At 70.3% G+C, this 22,766-nt stretch carries 23 protein-coding genes; 7 read left to right on the top strand and 16 right to left on the bottom strand.

Annotated features, from left to right (window positions below; genetic code table 11):
- Positions 1 to 168: 168 nt before the first annotated feature.
- Positions 169 to 1,443, top strand: a complete 1,275-nt coding sequence (locus M2163_RS44680; RefSeq protein ID WP_280896969.1) for a PHB depolymerase family esterase — start codon at positions 169 to 171, stop codon at positions 1,441 to 1,443.
- 134 nt (positions 1,444 to 1,577) lie between these two features.
- On the opposite strand, the gene M2163_RS44685 is transcribed toward M2163_RS44680, so the two are convergent.
- Together M2163_RS44685 and M2163_RS44690 are read right to left on the bottom strand one after the other, a co-directional pair.
- Positions 1,578 to 2,531, bottom strand: a complete 954-nt coding sequence (locus M2163_RS44685) for an alpha/beta hydrolase (protein WP_280847119.1) — start codon at positions 2,529 to 2,531, stop codon at positions 1,578 to 1,580.
- A gap of 55 nt (positions 2,532 to 2,586) precedes the next feature.
- The gene (locus M2163_RS44690) at positions 2,587 to 2,913 is read right to left on the bottom strand and encodes an antibiotic biosynthesis monooxygenase (protein ID WP_280896970.1); all 327 of its coding nucleotides are present in this window, start codon (positions 2,911 to 2,913) and stop codon (positions 2,587 to 2,589) included.
- Positions 2,914 to 3,058: 145 nt separating this feature from the next.
- Between M2163_RS44690 and M2163_RS44695 the strand changes: the two genes are divergently transcribed.
- Together M2163_RS44695 and M2163_RS44700 are read left to right on the top strand one after the other, a co-directional pair.
- A complete protein-coding gene (locus M2163_RS44695) occupies positions 3,059 to 3,964 on the top strand; it encodes an AraC family transcriptional regulator (protein WP_280896971.1) in 906 nt (301 codons plus the stop codon).
- 117 nt (positions 3,965 to 4,081) lie between these two features.
- Positions 4,082 to 4,831, top strand: a complete 750-nt coding sequence (locus tag M2163_RS44700; RefSeq protein WP_280896972.1) for an SDR family oxidoreductase — start codon at positions 4,082 to 4,084, stop codon at positions 4,829 to 4,831.
- A 66-nt stretch (positions 4,832 to 4,897) separates the two neighbouring features.
- On the opposite strand, the gene M2163_RS44705 is transcribed toward M2163_RS44700, so the two are convergent.
- The 10 genes from M2163_RS44705 to M2163_RS44750 all read right to left on the bottom strand — a co-directional run bounded on the left by M2163_RS44705 (position 4,898) and on the right by M2163_RS44750 (position 13,968).
- On the bottom strand, positions 4,898 to 5,548 hold the full coding sequence (locus M2163_RS44705; protein ID WP_280896973.1) for a CoA transferase subunit B: 651 nt from the start codon (positions 5,546 to 5,548) through the stop codon (positions 4,898 to 4,900).
- Entirely contained in the window at positions 5,548 to 6,303 is a 756-nt protein-coding gene (locus M2163_RS44710) for a CoA transferase subunit A (RefSeq protein ID WP_280896974.1), read from the bottom strand. Before M2163_RS44710 ends, M2163_RS44705 begins: the two co-directional genes overlap by 1 nt.
- 15 nt (positions 6,304 to 6,318) lie before the next feature.
- Entirely contained in the window at positions 6,319 to 7,110 is a 792-nt protein-coding gene (locus tag M2163_RS44715; protein WP_280847112.1) for an SDR family NAD(P)-dependent oxidoreductase, read from the bottom strand.
- Positions 7,107 to 7,859, bottom strand: a complete 753-nt coding sequence (locus M2163_RS44720; protein WP_280896975.1) for an SDR family oxidoreductase — start codon at positions 7,857 to 7,859, stop codon at positions 7,107 to 7,109. The genes M2163_RS44715 and M2163_RS44720 overlap by 4 nt, the downstream gene beginning before the upstream one ends.
- Positions 7,856 to 8,827, bottom strand: coding sequence for a fumarylacetoacetate hydrolase family protein (locus tag M2163_RS44725; RefSeq protein WP_280896976.1), 972 nt, complete (start codon positions 8,825 to 8,827; stop codon positions 7,856 to 7,858). The genes M2163_RS44720 and M2163_RS44725 overlap by 4 nt, the downstream gene beginning before the upstream one ends.
- A gap of 96 nt (positions 8,828 to 8,923) precedes the next feature.
- Positions 8,924 to 9,856, bottom strand: coding sequence for a VOC family protein (locus M2163_RS44730; RefSeq protein ID WP_280896977.1), 933 nt, complete (start codon positions 9,854 to 9,856; stop codon positions 8,924 to 8,926).
- A gap of 4 nt (positions 9,857 to 9,860) precedes the next feature.
- Positions 9,861 to 10,862, bottom strand: coding sequence for an amidohydrolase family protein (locus M2163_RS44735; protein ID WP_280896978.1), 1,002 nt, complete (start codon positions 10,860 to 10,862; stop codon positions 9,861 to 9,863).
- A complete protein-coding gene (locus tag M2163_RS44740) occupies positions 10,859 to 11,989 on the bottom strand; it encodes an FAD-dependent oxidoreductase (protein WP_280896979.1) in 1,131 nt (376 codons plus the stop codon). The genes M2163_RS44735 and M2163_RS44740 overlap by 4 nt, the downstream gene beginning before the upstream one ends.
- Before the next feature lie 24 nt (positions 11,990 to 12,013).
- Entirely contained in the window at positions 12,014 to 12,970 is a 957-nt protein-coding gene (locus M2163_RS44745; RefSeq protein ID WP_280896980.1) for a cyclase family protein, read from the bottom strand.
- On the bottom strand, positions 12,967 to 13,968 hold the full coding sequence (locus tag M2163_RS44750; RefSeq protein WP_280896981.1) for a fumarylacetoacetate hydrolase family protein: 1,002 nt from the start codon (positions 13,966 to 13,968) through the stop codon (positions 12,967 to 12,969). Before M2163_RS44750 ends, M2163_RS44745 begins: the two co-directional genes overlap by 4 nt.
- A gap of 140 nt (positions 13,969 to 14,108) precedes the next feature.
- Between M2163_RS44750 and M2163_RS44755 the strand changes: the two genes are divergently transcribed.
- Entirely contained in the window at positions 14,109 to 15,026 is a 918-nt protein-coding gene (locus M2163_RS44755) for a LysR family transcriptional regulator (RefSeq protein WP_280847102.1), read from the top strand.
- Positions 15,027 to 15,488: 462 nt separating this feature from the next.
- Positions 15,489 to 15,947 (top strand): hypothetical protein, encoded by a 459-nt coding sequence (locus M2163_RS44760; protein WP_280896982.1) that lies wholly within the window; start codon positions 15,489 to 15,491, stop codon positions 15,945 to 15,947.
- Between the two features lie 18 nt (positions 15,948 to 15,965).
- On the opposite strand, the gene M2163_RS44765 is transcribed toward M2163_RS44760, so the two are convergent.
- Together M2163_RS44765 and M2163_RS44770 are read right to left on the bottom strand one after the other, a co-directional pair.
- Positions 15,966 to 17,969 carry a S9 family peptidase gene (locus M2163_RS44765; protein ID WP_280896983.1) on the bottom strand — a complete coding sequence of 668 codons (2,004 nt, stop codon included), beginning with the start codon at positions 17,967 to 17,969 and terminating at the stop codon, positions 15,966 to 15,968.
- A 44-nt stretch (positions 17,970 to 18,013) separates the two neighbouring features.
- Positions 18,014 to 18,601 carry a TetR/AcrR family transcriptional regulator gene (locus M2163_RS44770; RefSeq protein WP_280847099.1) on the bottom strand — a complete coding sequence of 196 codons (588 nt, stop codon included), beginning with the start codon at positions 18,599 to 18,601 and terminating at the stop codon, positions 18,014 to 18,016.
- A gap of 81 nt (positions 18,602 to 18,682) precedes the next feature.
- On the opposite strand from M2163_RS44770, the gene M2163_RS44775 reads away from it, so the two are divergent.
- Positions 18,683 to 19,582, top strand: coding sequence for an SDR family NAD(P)-dependent oxidoreductase (locus M2163_RS44775; RefSeq protein WP_280896984.1), 900 nt, complete (start codon positions 18,683 to 18,685; stop codon positions 19,580 to 19,582).
- Positions 19,583 to 19,698: 116 nt separating this feature from the next.
- Here M2163_RS44775 and M2163_RS44780 read toward each other — a convergent pair whose 3' ends face one another.
- Positions 19,699 to 20,541: a helix-turn-helix transcriptional regulator gene (locus tag M2163_RS44780; RefSeq protein WP_280897424.1), complete on the bottom strand. Its 843-nt coding sequence runs from the start codon at positions 20,539 to 20,541 to the stop codon at positions 19,699 to 19,701.
- Between the two features lie 199 nt (positions 20,542 to 20,740).
- Here M2163_RS44780 and M2163_RS44785 point away from each other — a divergent pair, with 199 nt between their 5' ends.
- Positions 20,741 to 21,664 (top strand): SDR family oxidoreductase, encoded by a 924-nt coding sequence (locus M2163_RS44785; protein WP_280896985.1) that lies wholly within the window; start codon positions 20,741 to 20,743, stop codon positions 21,662 to 21,664.
- Positions 21,665 to 21,818: 154 nt separating this feature from the next.
- On the opposite strand, the gene M2163_RS44790 is transcribed toward M2163_RS44785, so the two are convergent.
- A complete protein-coding gene (locus M2163_RS44790; RefSeq protein ID WP_280896986.1) occupies positions 21,819 to 22,766 on the bottom strand; it encodes a LysR family transcriptional regulator in 948 nt (315 codons plus the stop codon).

The following is a 22,766-nucleotide window of genomic DNA, read 5'->3' on the forward strand; positions in this document are numbered from 1 at the left end:
CTGTCTTCAGCCGCTCCGCGTTCCTTGACGATCTCCCCCGACAAGAGGCAAGGATCCGTTCATGCGAGTCCCGGCAGACGAGGTCGACCGCCTCCTCTTGTCGACTGCGGCCGCGCCGAGTTCGGCGCCCAGGCCGTGGTGAAGCCTCCGCCCCCCCAAGGAGTCCGCATGGCACCACGTATCAGCCGTCGCACCATTCTGGCCGCCGGCGCGGGCGCCGCCGGTCTGTCCGTGCCCGGCGTCGCCGCTTACGCCGCCGACCGTGCGTCCGCCGGCGTGAGATTCACCCTGAACGCCCAAGTGCTCGACGGCGGTGAACAGGTCACCTCGATCACCCTGGAGACCGCCCGGCTCGGCCCGATCGACCCGGCCTGCCTGACCACCGACACCTTCAGCGTGCACGCCAAGGCCGTCAGCCCGTTTCCCGTCGCCCCGGACGACATCATCTTCGGCGAGTACGACCTCGACCGTACGGTGACCGCGGTCCGGCTCGACCACCGCGGCGACATCGTGCTCGAACTGAGCCATGGCGAGGGACAAACCGGCGGCGGCACGCTCGGCTACCTCGCCGGCGCGGGCCGCAACGTGATGCTCGACCTCGTCTACACCCTCACCCAGCACGCCCCGATCGTCCTGCGCAATCACCGATCCGTCGTCATCGACGAGTTCGTGCAGAAGCCTCGGCTCTCGGATCCCGAGGTGGACGCGTTCAGCGCCCACGTCTCCGGGTCGGATATGAAGTACCGGCTGTACTCGCCCACCCAGTCACACTTCTCCCGGCACAAGAAGCGTCCGCTGATCGTGTGGCTGCACGGCGGAGGCGAGGGCGCCTCACTGCCCAACGACTACTACGACAACGAGACCACGCTACGAGCCAACCGCGGCGCCCTGGGCTTCGCCACCCCCCAGGCGCAGCGCATCTTCGACGGCGCCTACGTCGTCGCCCCGCAGAGCACCTCGTACTGGATGGAGGACGGCCCCCGCTTCGCCCCCCTCATCCACGAGATCATCAACGACGTCACGCGCCGCAACCGCATCGACCGCGACCGGATCTACGTGGCGGGCTGCAGCAACGGCGGCTACATGAGTCTGAAGATGACCACCGTTTATCCGACTCTGTTCGCCGCATCGGTTCCGATCTGCGGCGTCGTCGCGTCCTTCCCGCCCGGCGGTGCGGCCCTGATCCCCGACAGCGACCTGGCCCGCATCAGCACTCCCACCTGGCTCGTCACCTCCCGCGACGACACCACCGTGGACCCGCAGGCCAACACCGTGCACGCACACGACGTGATTCCCGGTTCACTGATGACGCTGTACGACCACGTCGTCTGGAACGGCCACGAGTTCAACGGCCACTGGTCGTGGATCTACGTCGCCCGCAATGACCCCAGCATCGACGGAACACATGTCTGGCAGTGGATGGCAGCCCAGCGTCGGCACTGAGGGGTGGTGCGGGGGATCGCCGGCGGCTGGAGCTGCCGGCGGTTCGCCTCCGGACTCGATGCTGAACAAGCGGCACCACGGCGAGGTCCTGGCGCAGGTCCGCGTCGGCTGACTCGCGAAGGGGAGACGAGCCACTAGCCCAAGAGGCGTGCGAGCCAGTCGGTGCGGGTGCGGCGGGCCGTGGTCGAGATGTGCGCCTGCGGGTACAGGGCGTCGAAGCCATGGAAGCCGCCCGCCCACACATGGAGTTCGGCCTGACCGCCCGCCGCCCAGATACGGGTGGCGTAGTCGGTGTCCTCATCGCGGAAGACCTCTGCGGATCCGGTGTCGATGTAGGCGGTCGGCAGGTCGGAGAGGTTTTGGGCCAGCGACGGCGACATGTAGGGGGAGACCTCGGCGTCGGGGAGGTCCCCGAGGAGCGAGTGCCATCCGAACGCGTTCATCTCAGTGGTCCAGACGCCGGGGGTCCTGGAGTACTGGCGGCTGGAGGTGGTGGCGTTGCGGTGATCGAGCATGGGGCAGATCAGCATCTGCGCGGCGATCGCGGGACCGCCCCGGTCGCGGGCGAGCAGGCTGACACCGGCGGCGAGACCGCCGCCCGCGCTGGCCCCGGCGACGATGATCCGCGCGGGGTCGATGCGCAGTTCGGCGGTGTGCTGGGCGACCCACAGCAGTCCGCGGTAGCAGTCGTCGACCGGGACAGCACCGGTGGCCTCCGGCGCGAGCCGGTAGTCCACCGAGACCACGACCGCGCCGAACTGGTCGAGCCACTCCAGCGGGATGTCGATCTGTGAGTAGCGGTCACCCATGACCATCCCGCCGCCGTGCATCCAGTAGATGCAGGGGGCGGCGGTGCCGGCATCGATGTGTGCAGGGCTGAGGATCGACAGGGGGATCGGGGTGCCGTCCGTGGCGGGCACGGTGATCTCGCGCCGCTCGACCTGCCGGTGCGCGAGGAGGGAGTCGATGGGCGTCGAGGGCAGTTGGCGCAGGTGCGCGAGGATGTCCGGGGTGAGCTCGGACATGAGGGGCATGTCGGCCAGGAGTTCACGCAGTTCGGGGTCCAGAGCGGGGCGTGCCGTGGTCATGGTCGTTGCCTTTCGCAGGGGGGCGGACAGTCAAGGGAGGGCCGGCGGGGCTTGATCAGGGCTTCCCGAGGGCGACTTTGCCGCCGACGGGGACGTGGTCGGTGTACTCCGGCTCCTTGGCCAGCAGCGGGCCGATCTGCGCCACGATGGCCTGAGCGGTCTCACCGGCGAAGACCCGGTGATGGTCCTCCTCACTGGTCCAGCCCTCGGTGACGTGGACGACGTCGGGGTCGGAGGCGGAGCGGGAGACCAGGTAGACGAGGCAGTGCTCACTCGCACCAGGGCTGCCCTCGTCCATGCCGGTCAGCAGCAGGTCGATCAGCCGGTCTCCCGCGGCGGGCTTGGCGGTAAGGGTGGCGCTGAAGCCGTATGTGGCGATCATGGTCGTCCTCTCGGTCGGCTGTGGAGTGGAGCGACTTCTATTCAAGCGGCCTGAACTGCGGAAACGTTAGAACGATGCTGGCGTGGACTTGCACGATCCTCGCGAACACGGGAGCGCCGGCCCGCAACGGTGGTGCAATGTCCCCATGCACCTCGAAGAGCTCCGCAGCCTGTTGGCCCGGCACGCCAAGCCTGACTGGACGACCGCCATCGACGGCGTGCTCGTCTCCAAGGTCGACCGCTCGGACCCGCCGGAGCTGTCCATGTCCGGCATGGTGCTCGCGGTCATCGCCCAGGGCACCAAACGTCTGGCTCTGGGCGACCGGGTCTACGAGTACGGTCCCGGGCAGTACCTGGTCGCGTCCGTCGACCTTCCCGTCACCGGACAGTTCACCCAGGCAGATCCCGAACAGCCGGCCCTCGGCTTCGGACTCACGCTGGAGCCGTCCGCCGTGGCCGAGTTGCTCCTCCAGGCCGGCCCCGGTGACACCCCTCGCACCGGCGCGGGCGCCCCCTCGGCCATTGCCGTCAGCGAGGCCCCGCCCGCGCTGCTCGACGCGGTGGTACGGCTGCTGCGGCTGCTCGACGCACCTCGCGACCGGGCCGTACTGGCGCCGCTCGTCAAGCGCGAGATCCTGTGGCGGCTGATCACCAGCGAGCAGGGCGCGACGGTCCGTCAGCTGGGCCTCGCCGACAGCAGTCTCAGTCACGTCTCCCGGGCCGTGCGCTGGATCCGCGAGAACTACGCGCAGCCCTTCCGGGTCGAGGACGTGGCCCGGATGTCCGGCATGAGCGCCTCGGCCTTCTACCGCAACTTCCAGGCGGTGACCGCGATGAGCCCCATCCAGTTCCAGAAGCAGATCCGCCTTCAGGAAGCCCGGCTGCTGCTCGCCACCCACCCCGGCGATGTCACCGGAGTCGGCCAGCGCGTCGGCTACGACAACCCCTCCCAGTTCAGCCGGGAGTACCGCCGCCAGTTCGGCGCGCCGCCCAGCCAGGACGCCGTGCGCCTGCGTGATGCGGTGCGGGCCCCCAGCGGTGTCCTGTCCTGACCGGCACGGCGGTCACGGAGGAGGATCAGGCAAGGAGGCGAGAGGATAGTTCTACCGTTCCCGCAGCTCAGAGCGATCCAATGGGAGTCATCCCACCACATCGCCGAGGGGCACAGCATGAGCACTGTTCTGATCACGGGTACGTCGTCCGGATACGGTCGGGCCACCGCCCTCCACTTCCACGAGCAGGGGTGGAACGTCATCGCCACGATGCGCACCCCGCGCGCGGGTGTTCTGCCGGAGTCGGACCGGCTGCGCGTCGTCGAACTCGACGTGACCGAGCCCGCGAGCATCACGGCCGCGTTCGAGGCGGCGGGCCCCGTCGACGTCCTGGTCAACAACGCGGGGGTGCCCTCGATCGGCGTCTTCGAGGGCACCCCCCTGGCCCAGGTCCGGGAGCTGTTCGAAGCCAACACCTTCGGTGTCATGGCGACCACGCAGGCGGTGCTGCCCAGCTTCCGCGAACGCGGCTCAGGAGTGGTCGTCAACGTGACCTCCAGTGTGGTGCTCGGTCACATGCCGCTCTCGGCCGTCTACAAGGCGAGCAAGATGGCGGTCGAGGGGTTCACCGCCTCCCTCGCGCTCGAACTCGCGCCCTTCGGTGTGCGGGCGAAGACGGTCCAACCGGGAGCCTGTCTGACGACGAACTTCGCCGTTCGCGCCACGAACGGCGCCGCACCGGACGAGATGGTCCCGGAACCGTACGCGGCGTGGGCGAAGAAGGCCATGGACTCCTTCACCGCCCAGGAGCTGTTCACCGAGGAGACCGATGTCGCCGAGGCGGTATGGCGAGCCGTCCACGACACGACCGGCCAATTGCGCTTTCCCGCCGGTCCCGACGCGCACTGGCTCGCCCAGGCGAAGTGACCAACCATCCGGCGCGGTGGCCATGCGCTGACGCCAGTTCCTGTTTCGTTCCGGGACGCAAACGTGTCAGCAGGCCACCGTGCGGCTGTTCAGGACCAGGGGCGCGGCCGTGCGTTCCGCCACGTCCTCGACGGTCACGCCGGGAGCCGTCTCGACGAGGGCGAGGCCGTCCGCGGTGACGTCGATGACGGCGAGGTCGGTGATGATCCGGTGGACGCAGCGTTCGCCGGTGAGCGGCAGGGTGCACTGCTTGAGGATCTTGGGGCTGCCGTCCTTGGCGGTGTGTTCCATCAGGACGATGACGCGGCGGGCGCCGTGGACCAGGTCCATCGCCCCGCCCATGCCCTTGACCATCTTGCCGGGGATCATCCAGTTGGCCAGGTCACCACTCTGCGACACCTGCATCGCGCCCAGGACGGCGGTGTCGATGTGCCCGCCGCGGATCATGCCGAAGGAGAGTGCCGAGTCGAAGAACGACGCCCCCGGCAGCACGGTGACCGTCTCCTTGCCGGCGTTGATGAGATCCGGGTCGACCTCGTCCTGCGTGGGGTAGGGGCCGGTGCCGAGGATGCCGTTCTCGGAGTGCAGGACGACCCGGACGCCGGGGGGGAGGTGGCCGGGGATCAGGGTGGGCAGGCCGATGCCGAGGTTGACGTAGGAGCCGTCGGCGAGTTCGGCTGCCGCTCGGGCGGCCATCTGGTCGCGGGTCCAGGCCATCAGGAACGTACCGTCCTCTTCTCGATCTGCTTGTCGGCCGACTCGGCGGCGCTGAGTGCCACGACACGCTGGACGTAGATGCCGGGCAGGTGAACGGCGTCGGGCGCCAGTTCGCCCGGTTCGACCAGTTCCTCGATCTCGGCGATGGTGACTCTGCCCGCCATGGCCGCCAGGGGATTGAAGTTGGCGGCGGCCCTGCGGAAGACGAGGTTTCCGTGGCGGTCGCCGCGCCAGGCCCGTACGAGGGCGAAGTCGGTGGTGATGCCGTGCTCCAGGACGTGCGGGCGGCCGGCGAAGTCGCGGGTCTCCTTGGGCGGGGAGGCCACGGCCACGGAACCGTCCGGGGCGTAGCGCCAGGGCAGACCGCCGCCGGCGACCTGGGTGCCCACACCCGCCGGGGTGTAGAAGGCGGGGATGCCGGCGCCGCCGGCCCGCAGGCGTTCGGCGAGGGTGCCCTGCGGGGTGAGCTCGACCTCCAACTCGCCGGACAGGTACTGGCGGGCGAACTCCTTGTTCTCGCCCACGTACGAGCCCGTGACGCGGGTGATGCGACCGGCGGCCAGCAGGACGCCCAGGCCCCGGCCGTCCACGCCACAGTTGTTGGAGACGACCTCCAGGCCTTGCGCGCCTTGCTCGTACAGGGCGCGGATGAGGACCTCCGGTACGCCGCTGAGGCCGAAGCCGCCGACGGCGAGTGACGCGCCGTCGGTGATGTCGGAGACGGCGTCTGCGGCGCTGCCGCGGACCTTGTTCACGTGCGGGGTTTCCTTTCAGGAGGTCGCGTCGGGGACGGCACCGGGCAGGACGGTCGACCAGCCGCCGTCGACGACGAGGTTGGCGCCCGTGATGTACGACGCCTCGTCGGAGGCAAGGAACACGGCCGCGTTGACCACGTCGTCCGGTGTGCCGGTGCGGCCGAGGGGGATGTGCCGGGCGATGGAGCGCATCGGGTGGTCGGCGGCCAGGAGGTTGGCGCGGGAGCCGTCCGTGTCGATCATCCCGGGGCTGACGCAGTTGGCGCGGATGCCGTACGGGGCGCCCTCGGCGGCCAGTTGCCGGGTCAGGGCGATCACGCCGCCCTTGGACGCGAAGTGCGCGGTGCGCTGGTTGGTGAGCGAACCGGTCAGGCCAGCGGTGGAGCCGACGGTGAGGACGCAGCCGCGGCTGTCGATCAGGTGCGCCCAGGCGGCCCGGACGGTGAGCCATACCGAATCGAGTTCGGCGCGCACGGTGAAGGCGAAGTCCTCGTACGGCTGGTCGGCGATGCCGCCGAAGCGGACCGCGCCGGCGTTGGCGTACACGATGTCGACACCGCCGAAGGCGTCGACGGCCTCCGCCACCCAGGAGCGCACCGACGCCTCGTCGGTGACGTCCAGGGGGCCGGGAGTGAGGGCGGTGCCGCCCTCGCGGGCGATGAGCCGTTGTGTCTCGACGGCTTCCTCGTGCTGGAGGTCGCCGCCGACCACGAGCGCGCCCTCGGCGGCGAACCGCAGGGCCGCGGCCCGGCCCTGCCCGCGGGCTGTGCCGGAGATGAGCGCGACCTTGCCCTCGAGCCGCTTCACGAAGACCCCTCCCGCAGCGCGTCGGAGACCGACTTGACCCCGCCGTGCGCGGTCATCCCGCCGTCTACGGGGATGTCGGCACCGGTGATGAACGACGACTCGTCCGACAACAGGAACACGACCAGCGGAGCCACCTCGTCCACGGTTCCGGTACGGCCGAGCGGCGTCTCGCGGACGTTGGCCTCGCGGAACGCGGGGGCGGCCGAGGCGGTCATCTCGGTCTCGATGTAGCCGGGATGGATCGTGTTGACGCGGATGCCGCGCGGACCGAGTTCCAGCGCGGCCGTCCTGGACAGTCCCCGCAACCCCCACTTGCTCGCGGTGTACGCGACGGGATAGTGGGCCGTGAGGGCCGCCGAGGAGCCGACGTTCACAATGGACGAGCCGGCCGGCATGAGCGGTGAGAGGTGCTGGATGCCGAGGAGCGGGCCGGTGACGTTGACGGCGTGGACCCGGTCGAAGTCCTCGGCCCGGACCTCGCCGAGGCGGGCGCGCCAGGTGATGCCGGCGTTGTTGACCAGCCCGTGCACCTGCCCGTACGACTCCTTCAGTTCGGCGGCGAGGTCGGCCCAGTCCTGAGTGCTGGTGACGTCGAGGCGGCGGCAGGCGCCTTCCGGCCGTACGTCGGTCGCGATCACCCGGGCGCCCTGGCGGGTCAGCGCGTCCGCCTCCGCGGCGCCCTGGCCACGGGCCGCGCCGGTGACCACGACGACTTTGCCGAGCAGCCGCTTGGGGTGCAGGTCGCTCACGGCCGCTCCCGGGACCGGCGTCGGCCGGTGGGCAGCGGCACCGGGTCGGTGCCGGGGACGACCGTGTTGGACACGGCGCCGACCCCTTCCACTGTGAGGGTGACGGTGTCTCCGGGCTTGAGGGGCGGCGGGGTCTGTTCGCCGCGCAGACCCCACAGTTCGGCGAGGCAGCCGCCGTTGCCGCAGGTGCCGGAACCCAGAACGTCACCGGGCATGACCCGGGTGCCGCGGGAGGCGTAGGCGACCATCTCCTCGAACGTCCAGCTCATGTTGGACAGGTAGTCCCGGCCGACGACCTCGCCGTTGACGTCGGCTGTGACCGCGAGTCGCAGGAACCCGTCGGCGTCCCGGTACGGCTCCAGCTCGTCGGCGGTGACCAGGTAGGGGCCGAGGGTGGTGGCGGTGTCCTTGCCCTTGCAGGGGCCGAGACCGACCCTCATCTCCGCGGACTGCAGGTCGCGCGCGGACCAGTCGTTGAAGACCGTGTAGCCGACGATGTGGTCGCGGGCCCGCTCAGGGGTGAGGTCGCGGCCCTCGCGGCCGATGACGGCGGCCACTTCGAGTTCGAAGTCCAGCACACTCGAGCCGGGCGGGACGGGGATGTCGTCGTGCGGGCCGTAGATCGCGTGCGGGTTGGTGAAGTAGAACGTCGGCGCGGCGTACCACTGCTCGGGCACTCCGGCGGCGCCGTCCACCGAGCGCCGTACGCCCTCGACGTGCTCCTCGAAGGTGACGAAGTCCCTTATGGACACGGGCTGGAGCGGCGGCAGCAGCCGTACCTCCGACACGTGCGGGCCGGGCGCCGCGTCGAGCGCGGCGGCACCCGCCGTGAGCAGGCCGGGGAGACCGCCGCATTCCGGCAGCAGGGTGGTGAGCGAGGTGACTCCGGGCATCGGCAGCAGGGTGCCGTCGTCCTCCACGACGGCCACGCGACGGCGGTGCTGGTGTTCGTACGCGGCGAAACGCATGGTGCGGCTCCGGGCAGGCTGGGTCCGGGGGCGCGGCGGGACCGAGTCAGGGCGGGGTGACAGGGCCGGCCGCGCCCCCGGGGGCGGGGGGTGGGATCAGACCGGCGGGGCGACGAAGACGCCGCGGTCGACGTCGTTGAAGGACTCCTTGGCGATCAGCTCGTTCATCGGGTTGGCCGTGCCCCACTGGTCGGTGACCTCGGGCTGCGAGAAGTCGTAGACGTGCGGGTGCCAGGTGTCCTCGTCGAGGAGCTCCAGCTCGGTGGTGTACTCGACGGTGTTGCCGTGCGGGTCGAGGAAGTAGGTGAAGGTGTTGTCGCCCGCCATGTGCCGGCCCGGGCCCCAGATCTTGCGGTGACCGGCACGGATGACCCGGCCGGAGCCGCGCATGTACTCGTCGAGGCCGCGCATCTCGAAGGAGACGTGGTGCAGTGAGGTGTGCGGGCCCTTGGCCAGCGCCATGGAGTGGTGCTGGTTGCTGATCCGCATGAAGTGCATGACCTCGCCCATGTGCGGGGAGTGGAGCGTGTCGGAGAGCCGGAAGCCCAGGTGCTCCTCGTACCACTGCCGAGTGCGGTCCAGGTCGGGGGAGTTGAGGACGACGTGCGACAGCTTGACCGGGATCGCCTCCTTCTCCTCGATCTTGCGGTGCTGCCGTACCTCGACGTCGGCGGAGACCTCGATGGTGCGGCCGTCGACGTCGAAGAAGCGGAAGCCGTAGCCGCCGCCGGGAGTGTCGACCTTGCCCGGCTGGGTGATCAACTGCACGCCTCCGGCCAGGAGTTGCTCGGCGAGCGTGTCGACGTCAGCGGCGGACGCCGCGCCGTAGGAGACCAGGTCGAGGCGCTTCTCGTCGGCCTTGCGCAGGCGGACGACGTACTGCTCGGGGGAGCCCTCGGCGGCCAGGAAGGAGATGCCGGAGTCCTCGGCGACCTTGGTCAGGCCCCAGACGCCGGCGTAGAAGTCGAGCTGCTTGTCGTAGTCGGGCACGGCGAGGTCGACGTGCCGCAGGTGGGTGAGCAGGCGCATGGTGTCAGTCCTTCCGGAGGAGGGCGGCCGCGTTGCCGCCCCGTACGGCGTCGAAGTCGGCGTCGGACAGGCCCGCCGCGCGCAGGGCGCCCAGCGGGTCTTCCGTGCCCATGTCGAAGGGGAAGTCGGAGCCGAGCAGCACCCGGTCGGGCCCGGCGGCGCGGACCAGCTCCCGCAGCACGTGCGGGTCGTGCACCAGGGAGTCGAAGTACAGGCGTCTGAGGTAACTGCTGGGCATTTGGGCACAGTCGGCTCCGGCGTCGGAGCGGGTCTGCCACGCGTGGTCGGCACGGCCGATGTGCGTGGGCAGATAGCCGCCCCCGTGTGCCGCGATCAGCTTGAGGTCCGGGTGGCGGTCCAGGACTCCGGAGAAGATCAGGTGGGAGAGCGCGACGGCGTTCTCCACCGGCTGGCCGACGGTGTTGGACAGGTACCAGCGGTCGAGCCGTTCGTCGAGCGTGCAGCCGAAGGGGTGCAGGAAGACGATCGCGTCCGTCTCCTCGACCCGGGTCCAGAAGGGCTCGTACGCCGGGTCGGAGAGCTCCCGCCCCGGCGCGTGACTGGAGATCTCGACGCCCAACAGGCCCTGGTCCATGGCGTGTTCGAGGGCGCGCACGGCCTGCCGGGGGTGTTGCAGCGGTACGAGGCCCAGGCCGCGCAGCCGGTCGGGCGCTGCGGAACAGTGCGCCGCCGTCGCCTCGTTGGCGAGCCGGTACACCTTCTCCGCCGTCTCCTCGTCCGCCCAGTAGTGGTAGTGCGACGGGGAGGGGCTGACCAGTTGCACCTCCACGCCCTGGGCGTCCATCGCGGCCAGCCGCAAGGCCGGGTCGGTCATGCGCGGGACGCGTTCGCGCACCATCGGCCCGTTGACGGCGAGTGCCGCCGGTCCGTTGCGCCGGGCGTCCAGCGCCTTCGCCTGCGCCAGCCCCGGCAGGTCGGCCACCAGGGCCTCGACGTCGGGAAGCAGGACGTGGGCGTGGACGTCCACGGTGGGGGCCAGGGTCACGGCAGCTCCCGCAGCATCGTCATGGTGCAGCCCATCAGGCCGGGTATGTCGGGGTCACGGACGCCGTCGAGCTGCCACTGCCCGATCTGCACGGACGCCTCCACGACCGGCCGGACGCGGGCCATGCGCCGCTCGTAGTACGCCTGGAGGAGAGCGTCGTCCCAGGTCTCCGAGGCGGTCAGCAGCTGGGCGAGCACCCACGCGTCCTCCAGGGACAGGGCCGCTCCTTGCGCGAGTGTGGGCGGACAGCAGTGCGCGGCGTCGCCGATCAGCACCACCCGGCCGCGGTGCCAGGCACCCTCCACCAACAGCCGGTCGAACCACGTGTAGTTGACCTTCGCCGGGTCGGTGATGTGGTCGGTGATCTCCGGCCAGTGGCCCCCGTAGGCGGAGGCGAGGCGCCGCATCTCGTCGGCGTACGTCTCGGGCGGGATGGCGGCGCGGTCGCGGTTCGCCTCGACGACGTAGGCGTACAGGGTGGTGTCGCTGGTGGGGCAGTAGCCGGCGATGTAGGCGGGGCCGCCGTAGGCCAGGTCGGTGCGGGTCACTCCGGCCGGGCGCGGGGCGGCGATGCGCCAGATGGCCATGCCGGTCGGCTCGGGCTTGTCGTGGATGCCGATCGCCGCGCGGGTCGAGGAGGCGAGGCCGTCGGCCGCGATGACCAGGTCGTAGCGGGCCTCGCTGCCGTCGGAGAACCGTATCGAGACCCCGTCCGCGTCCTGTCCGAGGATCTCGGCGGTCGTGCCGAGTCGCACGTCGGCGCCACTGGCCCGGACGGCGTCGATCAGGATCTGCTGGAGCTGGGGGCGCTGCATGCCGATCGTGGCGGGCAGATCGTCGCCGCCGGTGCGCAGGTCCCGGGCGACGTGCACGACGGTGCCGTCCGGAGTGGTGATGCCGACGGAGCCGAAAGCGAAGCCGGACGCCTTGACCCGGTCCCAGACGCCGAGTTCCCGCAGGACGCGCAGGGCGTTGCCCTGGAGGGTGATTCCGGAGCCGGCGGTGGCGTTCCAGTCGCCCTTGGCCTCGATCAGGTCCACCGTGCAGCCGGCGCGCCGCAGGAAGACCGTCGCGGCGTTGCCGGCGGCGCCACCACCGATCACCAGGACTGTGCGGGGTCTGCTCATGAGGGAACTCCCTTGTTCCGTGGGTTACTTGACCGCGATCGGGTTGACGGGTGAGCCGACCGCTCCGGTGATGGGCAGCGGTGCGGCGGTGAGCCAGAACGCGTACGCGCCGTCGCGGGCACAGTCCTCGGCGAGAGCGTCCAGGTCCCACATCTCACCGATCAGCAGGCCGATGTTCGGGATGGCGACCTGGTGCAGGGGCTGGAAGGCGTGGTCGAACTCGTTGGGGCGGACCTCGAAGCCCCAGGTGTCGGTGGCGATGGCGGCGATCTCGCTGGAGTGCAGCCAGCCGGCGGTGGTGAACGACAGGCCCGGCGCGCTGCCGCCCGCGTAGTCGCCCCAGCCCTCGCGGCGTGCGCGGGCCAGCTGCCCGGTGCGGACCAGCACGATGTCACCGCGTCCGACGCTCACTTGGTGCGCCTCGGCCGTCGCCGTCAGATGGTCCTCGGTGATCGCGAACCCGTCCGGCAGCTCCCCGTCGGTGCCGATGACCCGGCCGACGTCCAGCAGCACAGCGCGGCCCGCGACGTGGGGCGCCATGTGCTCGATGCCGGTGACGAGGTCGCCGTCGGAGGTGACGACCTTCTCGGCCGGGCGGCCGTTCCACGCCTTGCCGTGGTCGAAGATGTGGCCGAGCCCGTCCCATTGGGTCGAGCACTGCAGCGGCATCGCGATGACGTCGTCGGCGCCGCCGATCCCGTGCGGGAAGCCCTGGGCGCCGAGGGCCGCGTCGGTGCCGGTGTCCAGCATGGTGTGCACCGGGTTGGTGCGCCGTCGCCAGCCTTTCTGCGGGCCGTTCATGTCGAAGGACTGCGACAGCGAGAAGCTGACGCCGCGCCGGACCAGGGCCGCGCCCTCACGGCGCTTGTCCTCCGTGAGGAAGTTCAGGGTCCCGAGCCTGTCGTCCTCGCCCCAACGCCCCCAGTTGGAGTACGCCTTGGCGGCTTCGGCGATCGAGCCCTCGGGGTCCTGGCGGTTCATGCGGCGCCCTCCGCGACACAACGGGTGCGCTGGAGCCCGAGGCCGGTGACCGAACCCTCCATGACGTCGCCGTCGCGCAGCAGCCGTCCCCAGTGCATGCCGTTGCCGGCCGGGCTGCCGGTCAGGACCAGGTCGCCGGGGAGCAGGCGGGCGGTCCGGGAGGCGTACGACACCATCCGCGCGACGTTGAAGATCATGTCCTTGGTGGACTCGTCCTGCATGGTGTCGCCGTTCAGCTTGAGCGTGACGCGCAGGTCGTCGGGGTTCGCGATCGACTCGGCCGGCACCAGCCAGGGGCCGAGCGGGGTGAAACCGGGCGCGTTCTTGCTGCGCAGCCAGTCGGTGCCGATCTGCGGCATGTCCCGGCGGAACACGGTGGCCCGGTCGGTCAGGTCGTTGGCGATCGTGTAGCCGGCGATGTACTGGGACGCGTCTTCCACCGGCACCTGGTAGGCCGGCTTGCCGATGACGACCGCCAGCTCCAGTTCCCAGTCGGGCTGCTCGGCCCACCCGGGCAGGACGACGTCGTCGTACGGGCCGGTGATCGCGGTGGGCAGGCCGATGAAGACGTACGGAAGGTCCTCGGTGGCCCGCCGGTCCATGATCTCGGCGGCCTCCGCGCGCCGTTCGCTCTCCGGCCGGTCGTCTCCCGGGGCGCGGTGGGCGACGTGCAGGTCGATCACGTGCTGCCGGTAGTTCGCACCCGACTGGAACACCTGGCGAGGTGCCACCGGCGCGTGCACATGCAGGTCCGCGACGGCCGTACGCGTCAGGCCGGTGTCGGAGGCGAGGGCCCGCAGCTGCGGCAGGGCGGTCTCCCAGCGGTCCAGCACGTCCAGCACGGTCAGCCGGTCGTCGCCGAAGGCGTCCCGCAGATCGAGGGCCTGGCCGTCGGGGGTGACCAGCGCGGGGAATTCCGGCCCGCCCGGGGTCGAGAGGGTGGCGAGTGCGAACGGTCCGGCGAAGAGCGCGGATGCGGGTTCGGGTTTCACGGACATGTCCTCCTGATTGCGGTGGGACTAATCTGGACCCGCACCCTGTGATCAGGGAAATCGATTCTGTGGATGACCTGCATCCATCCCGTCTATCCATCCCGTTCATCTTCTTCGTTGGCCGCTCCACCGCAAGGGACCGATCCGTGAACCTGGCCCGTCTCGATCTCAATCTCGTCGTCGCCCTGCGCGCCCTGCTGGAGGAGCGGAACGTCACCCGCGCGGGGCAGCGGATCGGTCTGAGCCAGCCCGCGATGAGCGCCGCCCTCGCCCGGCTGCGCCGGCACTTCGGCGACGACCTGCTCGCACGCGTCGGCGGCCACTACGAGCTCACCGCACTCGGACAGGTCCTCCTTGACCGCACCGCCTCGGCTTACGACCTGCTGGAACGCCTCTTCTCCAGCCAGGCGGACTTCGACCCTGCCAGGGAGACCCGCGAGTTCAGACTGGTCGCCTCCGACTACGCCGTCTCCGTCTTCGGCACCGAACTCGCCCGCCTCGTGCACGAGGAGGCCCCCGGCATCCGGCTGCGCTTCACGCAGACCCCGCCGACCGTCATCGACAACACCGCGACCCTGCTGAGCGCCACCGACGGCCTGCTCATGCCCCACGGCGTGATCAGCGACTTCCCGTCCACCGACCTCTACGACGACCGGTGGGTGTTCCTCGTGGCACAGGACCACCCCGGCGTGGGGGAGCGGCTCACCCGTGACGACCTGGCGGACCTGCCCTGGGTGACGTACCAGCGCACCTACGACGCGCCCGCCGTACGGCAGCTCGGCATGCTCGGGATCGAACCGCGCGTCGAGGTGTCCGTCGACAGTTTCCAGCTCCTGCCCCTGATGATCGCCGACACCCGGCGCATCGCTCTGGTCCAGGCGAGGCTGGCGCGACTGATGGCCCCGATCGCCGCCGTGCGGGTGCTGGAGCCGCCGTACGAGGCGGTGCCGCTGAGGGAAGCGCTGTGGTGGCACCCGGTCCACACCCATGACGCGGCCCACATCTGGCTGCGCGAGACGGCCGCGCGGGTCGGAGCGCGGCTGCCCCACGCGGACGAGGCATGACGCGAGGAAGGCACCTCACCAGGAGTCGGTCCTGCCGCGTCCTGCATTTCCTTACGCACTACCTCGTGCGGCCTCGCTCCGGTTGAGTACGTGCAGCCCGCATCGCGCGTGACGGGTTCACGCCCGGTCGTCGCCCGAGTGGCCGGGAGAGTCCGCGACCGGCCCCGCCAGTGTCCAGCCCTCCGCGGTCACCTCGGCGTGCACCTCGCCCAGTCGTGCGAGGATTCGGCGCCGGTATCCGGCCCGCCGGGCCGACCTCGGCCGACCAGCACTCGGCGCGCAGAGAAGGTGCACATGCGTCCCAACACGATCAACGCCACGCACACGGCCCTTGCCGCCGTGGTGGCGATTCTCGCCACCGGCTGTGGCGCGGGCGCCGGACCCGCGGCCCCGGTGGTAACCACCGCCCCTGTCCCTTCCCCTGCTTCCACATCGGCGCCCTTCGGCCAGAGGGACGTTCGGATGGACCTGCAAGCGGCCGTCGAGGCAGCCGGACTGACGGGCGGCAAGGTGAAAGCAGGGGTTGGTGTGCCCAAGGGGGCACACGCCCCCACCGGCACCGAAAAGGGACGCAGGATCACCGCTCTCGCCAAGCGGCTGACCCCTTGTGTGGTCTCCTGGTCGCCGACCGAGAAGAACTACCGGTCTCCGAACTCCGCCGATCCGGCCGTCGCACGGCGGCAATTGCAGGTCATGCTGTCCGGTCTCTCGGCACGGGGCTGGAACGAGAGCAGACCTTCCCAGGAGGCACCGGTCGGGGGTGATGGGACCTACTTCATGGCTACGTACAAGAAGAAGGGCTGGTTCCTCCACGCTCGCCATCTCACAGCCCCCGCGCTCGATCGGTTGACGTTCATGGCCGTGGAGGATGCCTGCTTCAACCGGCTCACCGCCGAGGAGCGAGCACTCATCGCAAACTGATCGGCGGGGTCGGCCGGGTCACAGCAAGTCGGGCTGCTGCCATTCGGTGCCGAGGACGTGGTGGTCGAGGAAGTTGAGGAACGTCTCGTACCACAGGCGCGCGTGGTTCGGCTTGAGGATCCAGTGGTTCTCGTCCGGGAAGTAGAGGTACTTCGCGGGAACTTGGTGCCGTTGAAGTTCCTGGAAGAGCGCGGCGCCCTGCCCGACGGGCACGCGATAGTCCTTCGCGCCGTGGATGACCAGCATCGGAGTGCGGATCTTCGCGACGTCCAGGTGCGGCGAGTCGGCCTCGTAGCGTTCGGAGCTGGTCAGCGGGTCGCCGAAGATCTGCTGGAAGTACCAGGGCACATCGGTGTCGCCCTGGAACATCCGCAGGTCCCACAGGCCTGCATGGCTGACGATCGCCTTGAAGCGGTCCGTGCTGGTGGCCACCCGGTTCGCCATGTATCCGCCGTACGAGCCGCCGGCGAGCGCCGAACGTGAGGCATCGATGTCGTCGCGGGCCTCGGTCGCGTCGGTCAGCGCGATTACATCGGTGTAGGGACGCCCGCCCCACTGCCCCCAGCCGCGCCGGTGGTTGACCTGCCCGTACCCGGTCGACAGGGCCGGATCCGGCAGCAGGACCGCATAGCCGCGCGCGGCGAACGGCCACGGGCTCCAGCGCCAGTTCCAGCCGTTCCAGCTGGACTGCGGTCCGCCGTGGACGGCGACGAGCAGGGGAGCGGGCTGCTCGGCGGACGCGCCCCGGGGCAGTACGAGCCAGCCGCGCAGCACGAATCCGTCGTCCGCCTCCGCGTGCACCTCGGTGAGTGTGCCGGGCAGGTCCCCGACGCCACCCGGGGCCGGCAGCTCGACCGGGCTCTGGTCGGCGGTGCCGGCGTCGATCCGGACGGGCGTCGGCGGAGCGTCGACCGCGTGGCGCAGCGCGTAGAGCGTCCGCCCGTCGGGGCTCACGGCCAGCGAGCCGTACGCACCGGAACCGGTGAGACGGGTGACGCTGCCGTCCGGGTCGCGCCGGAAGACGGGGGCGTGCCCCTGCTCGTCGGAGGTGAAGAAGAGCGTGTCGTCCACCGGTGAACAGGCCACGTCGGCGGGCCAGTTGTCGAATCCGGGCAACAGGTCCTGCATCGTGCCGTCGGCCAGGTCGATCCGGACGAGAGTCGCCTCCCAGGGGTCGTCGTAGGTCGGGTAGCGCATCCGGGAGCAGACGAGGGCCGAACCGTCGTGGGTGAACCGCGGCGCCTCGTAGAGGTGCTCCAGGTCACCGACGACGTGGATCTCGTCACCGCTCGCCGAGTCGGCCACCACCACCGCGGTGCGATGCTCGGCCGGGACCCGCCCGGGCACGAACCGCCGGTAGGCGACCCGTGTGCCGTCCGGGGACAACGCCGCGTCCCCCGGATCCTCCAGACCGATCCCCTGCCCACCGGCGACGACCGGTTCCGCGTCAACACCTGCACGGACGAAGGTGTGCGGTTCCGCCGGGCCGAGGTCGTGGTCCCAGGCGCGGGTCGGACCGGCCTCGTACAGGATCGCGCTGACCTTCGCGTCCCTTCGCGCCGCGCGCAGCTTTCCGTGTGCCTCGGCGTCAGCGGCCCCCGGGAGAAGCCCCGCAGTGTGGCACAGTGCGCCGGAGTCGCGGGCCACGGTGACCGCGGCGATACCGCCGGGGTGCCGGGCCACGACGACGGCCTCCCCGCGCGGCGGCAACGCCCACAGTGCGGCGCCCTCATCGCCGTCCGCGGCGGCCCGTTCGGACAGGAAGTACAGCGTCCCGTCCGGACCGAACACCGGCCCCGACTCGCCCTTGTCGGACCGGGTCAGCCGTAGCGCGTCGCGCTCCCCGGTCGGATCGATCTCCCACAGACCGGACACGAACCGCGTCCCGTCCTCGGACAACGACTGCACGGCGGCGACAAGACGAGTGCCATCGGCTGACAGGGCAAGGGAGTTGACGCGCGGGCAGGCGACGAAGGCGGACAGGTCACGGAAGGTGGACGGGCCACCGGAGGACTCGGTCATGCGGGCGATTGTCGCCCGAGCGCCACCTGAACGGCCAGAGAGCGTCAGGAGCTCCGGCCCTTGCCGGCGATCATCGTGACGAGTGTGTCGATGAGGTCTTCGGCGCGGACCTCGCCCCACTTCTCGTTGGGCAACTGCCCGCTCACCTCCATGCCGGCGACTCCGTTCGCCGTGCTGATGAGCAGAGCGGCGTACCTCCGGGCGTCCTGCTCGCCGACCAGGTCGGCCACGATGGCGAGGAACTCGGCTTGGCTGGGCTCGGCAGCGCGGGCCAGCGCGGTGGGGTCGCTGGAGGGATTGCTGAACATCAGCTTGTAGAGGTGCGGCTGGGAGCGGCCGATGTCGATGAGCGCGATGACCCCGGCGCGCAGCTTTTCCGCGGCCGGCAGACCGGAATCGGCGCGCAGGTCCCGCATGAGCTCGCCCAGCCGGTCCCACGCCCGCGTGCCGACCGCGATCAGCAGGCTCTCCTTGTCGGGGAAATGCCGGTAGGGCGCCCCGCGGGTCACTCCCGCTTCCGCGCCGACCGCGCGGAGGGTCACCGCTTCGAGGCCGCCGCGGTCGAGCAGGCCGGCCGCGGCGTCGAGCAGGGCGCGGCGAGTGGCGGCGGTCGATTCGGCACGGCTGATCATGCGGGCATCCTAGACCACCCGTGATGACACAGTCATCCGAGTCAGTTGACATCGTCATCTCAGTGCGGCAGAGTCCTTGAGGTGACAAAGTCATCTGAAACTCAGGAACTCGTAGTCGTCACCGGGGCGTCGACCGGCATGGGCGCGGCCACCGCACGGGAGATGGCCCGCCGCGGCTTTCACGTTCTCGCCGGCGTCCGGCGTGACAGCGACGCCACGTCCCTCCTCGACGCCGGCATGGAGCCGGTGATCCTCGACATCACCCGCCAGGACCACATCGCGGCGCTGCTGGCGCGCATCGAGGGTGACCCGCAAGGCCGCAACCTGCGGGCCCTGATCAACAACGCAGGTCTCCCCATGGCCGGACCGATCGAGACGATCCCGCTCGACGAATGGCGGCGCCTGTTCGAGGTCAACGTCTTCGGCCACGTCGCCCTCACCCAGGCGCTGCTTCCCGCGCTGGTGCGCAGCAACGGCCGCATCGTCAACATCAGCTCGCTGAACGGCAAGGTCTCCATGGCCGGTTACGGCGCCTACGCCGCGAGCAAGTTCGCCCTGGAGGCGGTCAGCGACGCACTGCGCAACGAACTGGCCCCGCACGGCGTCCAGGTGGTCGTCGTCGAACCGGGCGGCGTCAGGACCGAGATGGCCGGCCTCGGTCTGGCAACGCTGGCCCGCCTCAGCGCCGACATGACCCCGGAGCAGACCGCCCGCTACGGTGCCCTGACCGGGGCGATCCCCTCCCACGTCGCCGCGTTCACCAAGGCAGGCGTGACCTCCGAGACCGCCGCCCGGACGATCGCGAAGGCCGCGACCGCCCGTCGGCCCCGAGCCCGCTACACCATCGGCCTGATGACCAGCTTCCTCATCCGAGCCTCCCACCTCCTTCCCGACCGCGTGCTCGACCGGATGACCAACTCCGATCTCCGCAAGCACTACCCGGACCGGACCGGCGCGGTCCCTGCCACGGGTCACGCGTGACGGGCATCGGCGGGGGAGCGGCCACACGTCGGCGCCGGGCGCGTCGCGCGAGCCGGGTAGGCGGCGAGGGCGACATGGGCGTTGTTCCCTGTGTCTGGGTTCCTTTGCACTGACGTTCAGCGAGGCGGTTGCGCCCCGATGACGGACAGCAGCTGGAGCCGTTCGTAGCTCTCGCTGCCGGGGACGGCGGTGTAGACGAGCAGCAGATGCGACTGGTCGGGGTCCACGAGTGACTGGCAGGCCAGCTCCATCGCTCCCACCTCGGGGTGGATGAACCGCTTGGTCTCATGGGGGCGGATGCCGACCTCGTGGGCCTGCCACGCCTGCCGGCACTCCTCGCTCTGGGCCAGCAGCAGAGCGGCGAGTCGGGCAGCGCGGGAGTGGGGTCCGCGCAGGGTGACCACGCCACGCAGGCCCGAGGCGAACATGCGCGTCAGGAAGGGGTGGTCGTCAGGATCGTAGAGTGCCCGGGTGGCGGGGTCGGTGAACCAGCGGTAGCCGAGGCTGCGGGCCGGCCCTTCGTACAGCGTGAGGTCGCCGGTGAGTGCGACGGCCAGCGGTGTCTGGCGCAGGGTCTCGCCGAGCTCGGTGACGATCTCCGCAGGCGTGTCCTCAAGGCGGTCGAGGATGCGCAGCAGTCCGGGGCTGATGTGGTCGCTGTCCGTCCCGCGGGGCGGCGGGGTGTGTCCGGCCAGCCGGAACAGGTGGTCGCGTTCGTCGAGGGAGAGGTGGAGGCCCTGCGCGATGGCGGCGATCATCCGGTCGGACGGCTGGGGGCCGCGTTCGCGTTCGAGCCGGGCGTAGTAGTCGGTCGACATGTGGCACAGGAAAGCGACTTCCTCCCGCCGCAGCCCGTCCGTCCTGCGCCGCATCCCGCGCGGGAGGCCGACGTCCTCGGGCTGCAACGCCTCCCGGCGGTTCCTGAGGAACGCCGCCAGCCCAGTCCGGTCGATCGCCATCTGTTCCTCATCCACCCTCTGCTTCCTGGATCACCTTTTCTACCGCCCGTACAGGTCGGTATCCACGGCCTGGCAATCCCCCCATGCGCTTGCCTTCAGCTGCTGACCTTCTGTCGTGGCGAGGGATCGACAGGTCCTGCCCAACGACGGCGGGGCCGTGACAGTGGAGGAAATGACACCGCCATCTGGAGTGAGTTGCATGCCGTGTGATTCCATCGACAGCCCCGTCCCGGACCTGTCCGGCAAGCGCGCCGTGGTGACCGGCGCGAGTGACGGTATCGGGCTGGGTGTGGCGGCATGGCTGGCCGCCGCAGGCGCGGAAGTGGTGCTGCCGGTCCGTAATCCGCTGAAAGGCGAGGCGGCGCTCGCGAGGATCCGCCGGCAGGTGCCCGGCGGGCAGGTGTCGCTGCGCAGTCTCGATCTGTCCTCGCCCGACTCGGTCGAGGCGTTCGGCAAGACGCTGATCGGGGAGGGCCGCCCCGTCCACCTGCTGATCAACAACGCCGGTGTCATGACGCCGCCGGACCGGCAGACCACCGCCGAGCGGTTCGAGCTTCAGTTCGGCACCAACCACCTGGGGCACTTCGCCCTGGTGGCCCATCTCCTGCCGCTGCTGCGTGCCGGCCAGGCCCGGGTGACGTCCCAGGTCAGCATCGCGGCGAACCAGAACGCCATCAACTGGGACGACCTGAACTGGGAGCGCTCCTACAACGGCCAGGGCCTACCGCCAGTCGAAGATCGCGTTGGGGCTCTTCGCTCTGGAACTCAACCGGCGCAGCGAGAGTGGCCGTTGGGGCATCACCAGCAACATCTGTCACCTGGCGTCGCACCGACAAGCCTGCTGGCCGCCCGGCCCGAGGTGGGGCGGGACAAGGACACCCTGGGTGTCCGTGTGATCGTTTCCTGTCCGCCCGTGGCATCCTCCTCGGAACCGTCGAGAGCGCGAAATTCCCCGCCCTGTACGCCGCCACGTCCCCGGACGCCCGGCCCGGCCGGTTCTATGGCCCCAGCGGACCGTTCCACCTGGGCGGTCCGCCCGCCGAGCAAAAGCTCTACAGCCGGTTCACCAGCACGCGAGAGGCCGCCCGTGTACGGCAGACCTCCGAACAACTCACTGGGCTGAGCCTCAAGGCGTAACCAGCCCGAGGGGCGGAACGTGTCATCAGGAGCAGTGCCGGTCAGTGCGTGCCGGGACTCCTCCTGCTGATGAAAAGGACCCTGCGCTTGCGCCCGATGAGGGCATCCCCAGCGGCACGAGGTGCTCTCTCACGAGCCTCTCATGACTTCGGCCCGGCCAGCACAGGATCGGTGTCCCGGGCGACCTCCACGATGCCCTTGATCAGGAGGCGGGTGCTCGCGGACGGCGGCCGGTCGGCGAGCGTGGTGATCCCGATCTCGCGGGGCACGGTGTCCAGCGTCAGGGGCAGCATGTCGAGCAGCGGGTCCCGCGCGCCGATCAGCATGGGCAGGGGAGCGACGGCGTCTGTTTCCAGCAGAACCGTCCTCAGCGTGAGGATCGTCGAGCACTCGATGATGTTCGCGGGCAGAGGCAGGCCCCGGCGGTCGAAGAGTTCGTCGATCTCCTGGCGCAGCTGCGTGTTGCGGCCCGGCAGGATCCACGGCAGGTCCATGAGGTCCTCGATGCCGCCTGCGCGTGCCCCGAGACAGGGGTGCTCCCGCCTAACGACGAGGCGGACCGGTTCGTCGTAGAGCCGCAGGTGTCGCAGCGCCGCGCGCAGGCTCGACGGCTGGAGCCGGCCGACCAGCACGTCCACTTCGCCTCGGGAGAGTTGCAGGCCGAGCTCCTCGGGCATCGCCTCGACGACCGAGACGGTGAGGTGCGGGTGGGCCTTCTTGAGCCGGATCAGGGTCTGCGGAAGAAGGGAGTACGCGCCGGCGAGGTTGGTCCCGACCCGTACGGGCTCCATGCCGAGACGCTGGAGCGCGTGGATGCGTTCGGCCGCGGCGCGCACGTTGCCGACGACCGCGCGGGCGTGCTCGATGAGGATGTCGCCGTACTGGGTCGGGCGGACGCCCCGGGGCCCCCTGGCGAAGAGTTCGACCCCGATGATCGTCTCGATCTCCTGGAGGCTTCGGGTCACGACCGGCTGGGTGACGTGCATCGCCTTGGCAGCACCGACCAGGGTGCCTTCGTCGGCCACGACGGTGACGAGAACGAGATGGCGCAGTTTCAGCCGTCCGTCCAAAAAGTGATCCACGTTCAT

Source organism: Streptomyces sp. SAI-135 (assembly GCF_029893805.1).
GTDB lineage: Bacteria > Actinomycetota > Actinomycetes > Streptomycetales > Streptomycetaceae > Streptomyces.

Coding starts and splice junctions, on each gene's coding strand:
- M2163_RS44680 (WP_280896969.1), top strand. CDS start 169: ATGGCACCACGTATCAGCCGTCGCACCATTCTGGCCGCCGGCGCGGGC.
- M2163_RS44685 (WP_280847119.1), bottom strand. CDS start 2,531: ATGACCACGGCACGCCCCGCTCTGGACCCCGAACTGCGTGAACTCCTG.
- M2163_RS44690 (WP_280896970.1), bottom strand. CDS start 2,913: ATGATCGCCACATACGGCTTCAGCGCCACCCTTACCGCCAAGCCCGCC.
- M2163_RS44695 (WP_280896971.1), top strand. CDS start 3,059: ATGCACCTCGAAGAGCTCCGCAGCCTGTTGGCCCGGCACGCCAAGCCT.
- M2163_RS44700 (WP_280896972.1), top strand. CDS start 4,082: ATGAGCACTGTTCTGATCACGGGTACGTCGTCCGGATACGGTCGGGCC.
- M2163_RS44705 (WP_280896973.1), bottom strand. CDS start 5,548: ATGGCCTGGACCCGCGACCAGATGGCCGCCCGAGCGGCAGCCGAACTC.
- M2163_RS44725 (WP_280896976.1), bottom strand. CDS start 8,827: ATGCGTTTCGCCGCGTACGAACACCAGCACCGCCGTCGCGTGGCCGTC.
- M2163_RS44730 (WP_280896977.1), bottom strand. CDS start 9,856: ATGCGCCTGCTCACCCACCTGCGGCACGTCGACCTCGCCGTGCCCGAC.
- M2163_RS44740 (WP_280896979.1), bottom strand. CDS start 11,989: ATGAGCAGACCCCGCACAGTCCTGGTGATCGGTGGTGGCGCCGCCGGC.
- M2163_RS44745 (WP_280896980.1), bottom strand. CDS start 12,970: ATGAACCGCCAGGACCCCGAGGGCTCGATCGCCGAAGCCGCCAAGGCG.
- M2163_RS44750 (WP_280896981.1), bottom strand. CDS start 13,968: ATGTCCGTGAAACCCGAACCCGCATCCGCGCTCTTCGCCGGACCGTTC.
- M2163_RS44760 (WP_280896982.1), top strand. CDS start 15,489: ATGGACCTGCAAGCGGCCGTCGAGGCAGCCGGACTGACGGGCGGCAAG.
- M2163_RS44765 (WP_280896983.1), bottom strand. CDS start 17,969: ATGACCGAGTCCTCCGGTGGCCCGTCCACCTTCCGTGACCTGTCCGCC.
- M2163_RS44770 (WP_280847099.1), bottom strand. CDS start 18,601: ATGATCAGCCGTGCCGAATCGACCGCCGCCACTCGCCGCGCCCTGCTC.
- M2163_RS44780 (WP_280897424.1), bottom strand. CDS start 20,541: ATGGCGATCGACCGGACTGGGCTGGCGGCGTTCCTCAGGAACCGCCGG.
- M2163_RS44785 (WP_280896985.1), top strand. CDS start 20,741: ATGCCGTGTGATTCCATCGACAGCCCCGTCCCGGACCTGTCCGGCAAG.
- M2163_RS44790 (WP_280896986.1), bottom strand. CDS start 22,766: ATGAACGTGGATCACTTTTTGGACGGACGGCTGAAACTGCGCCATCTC.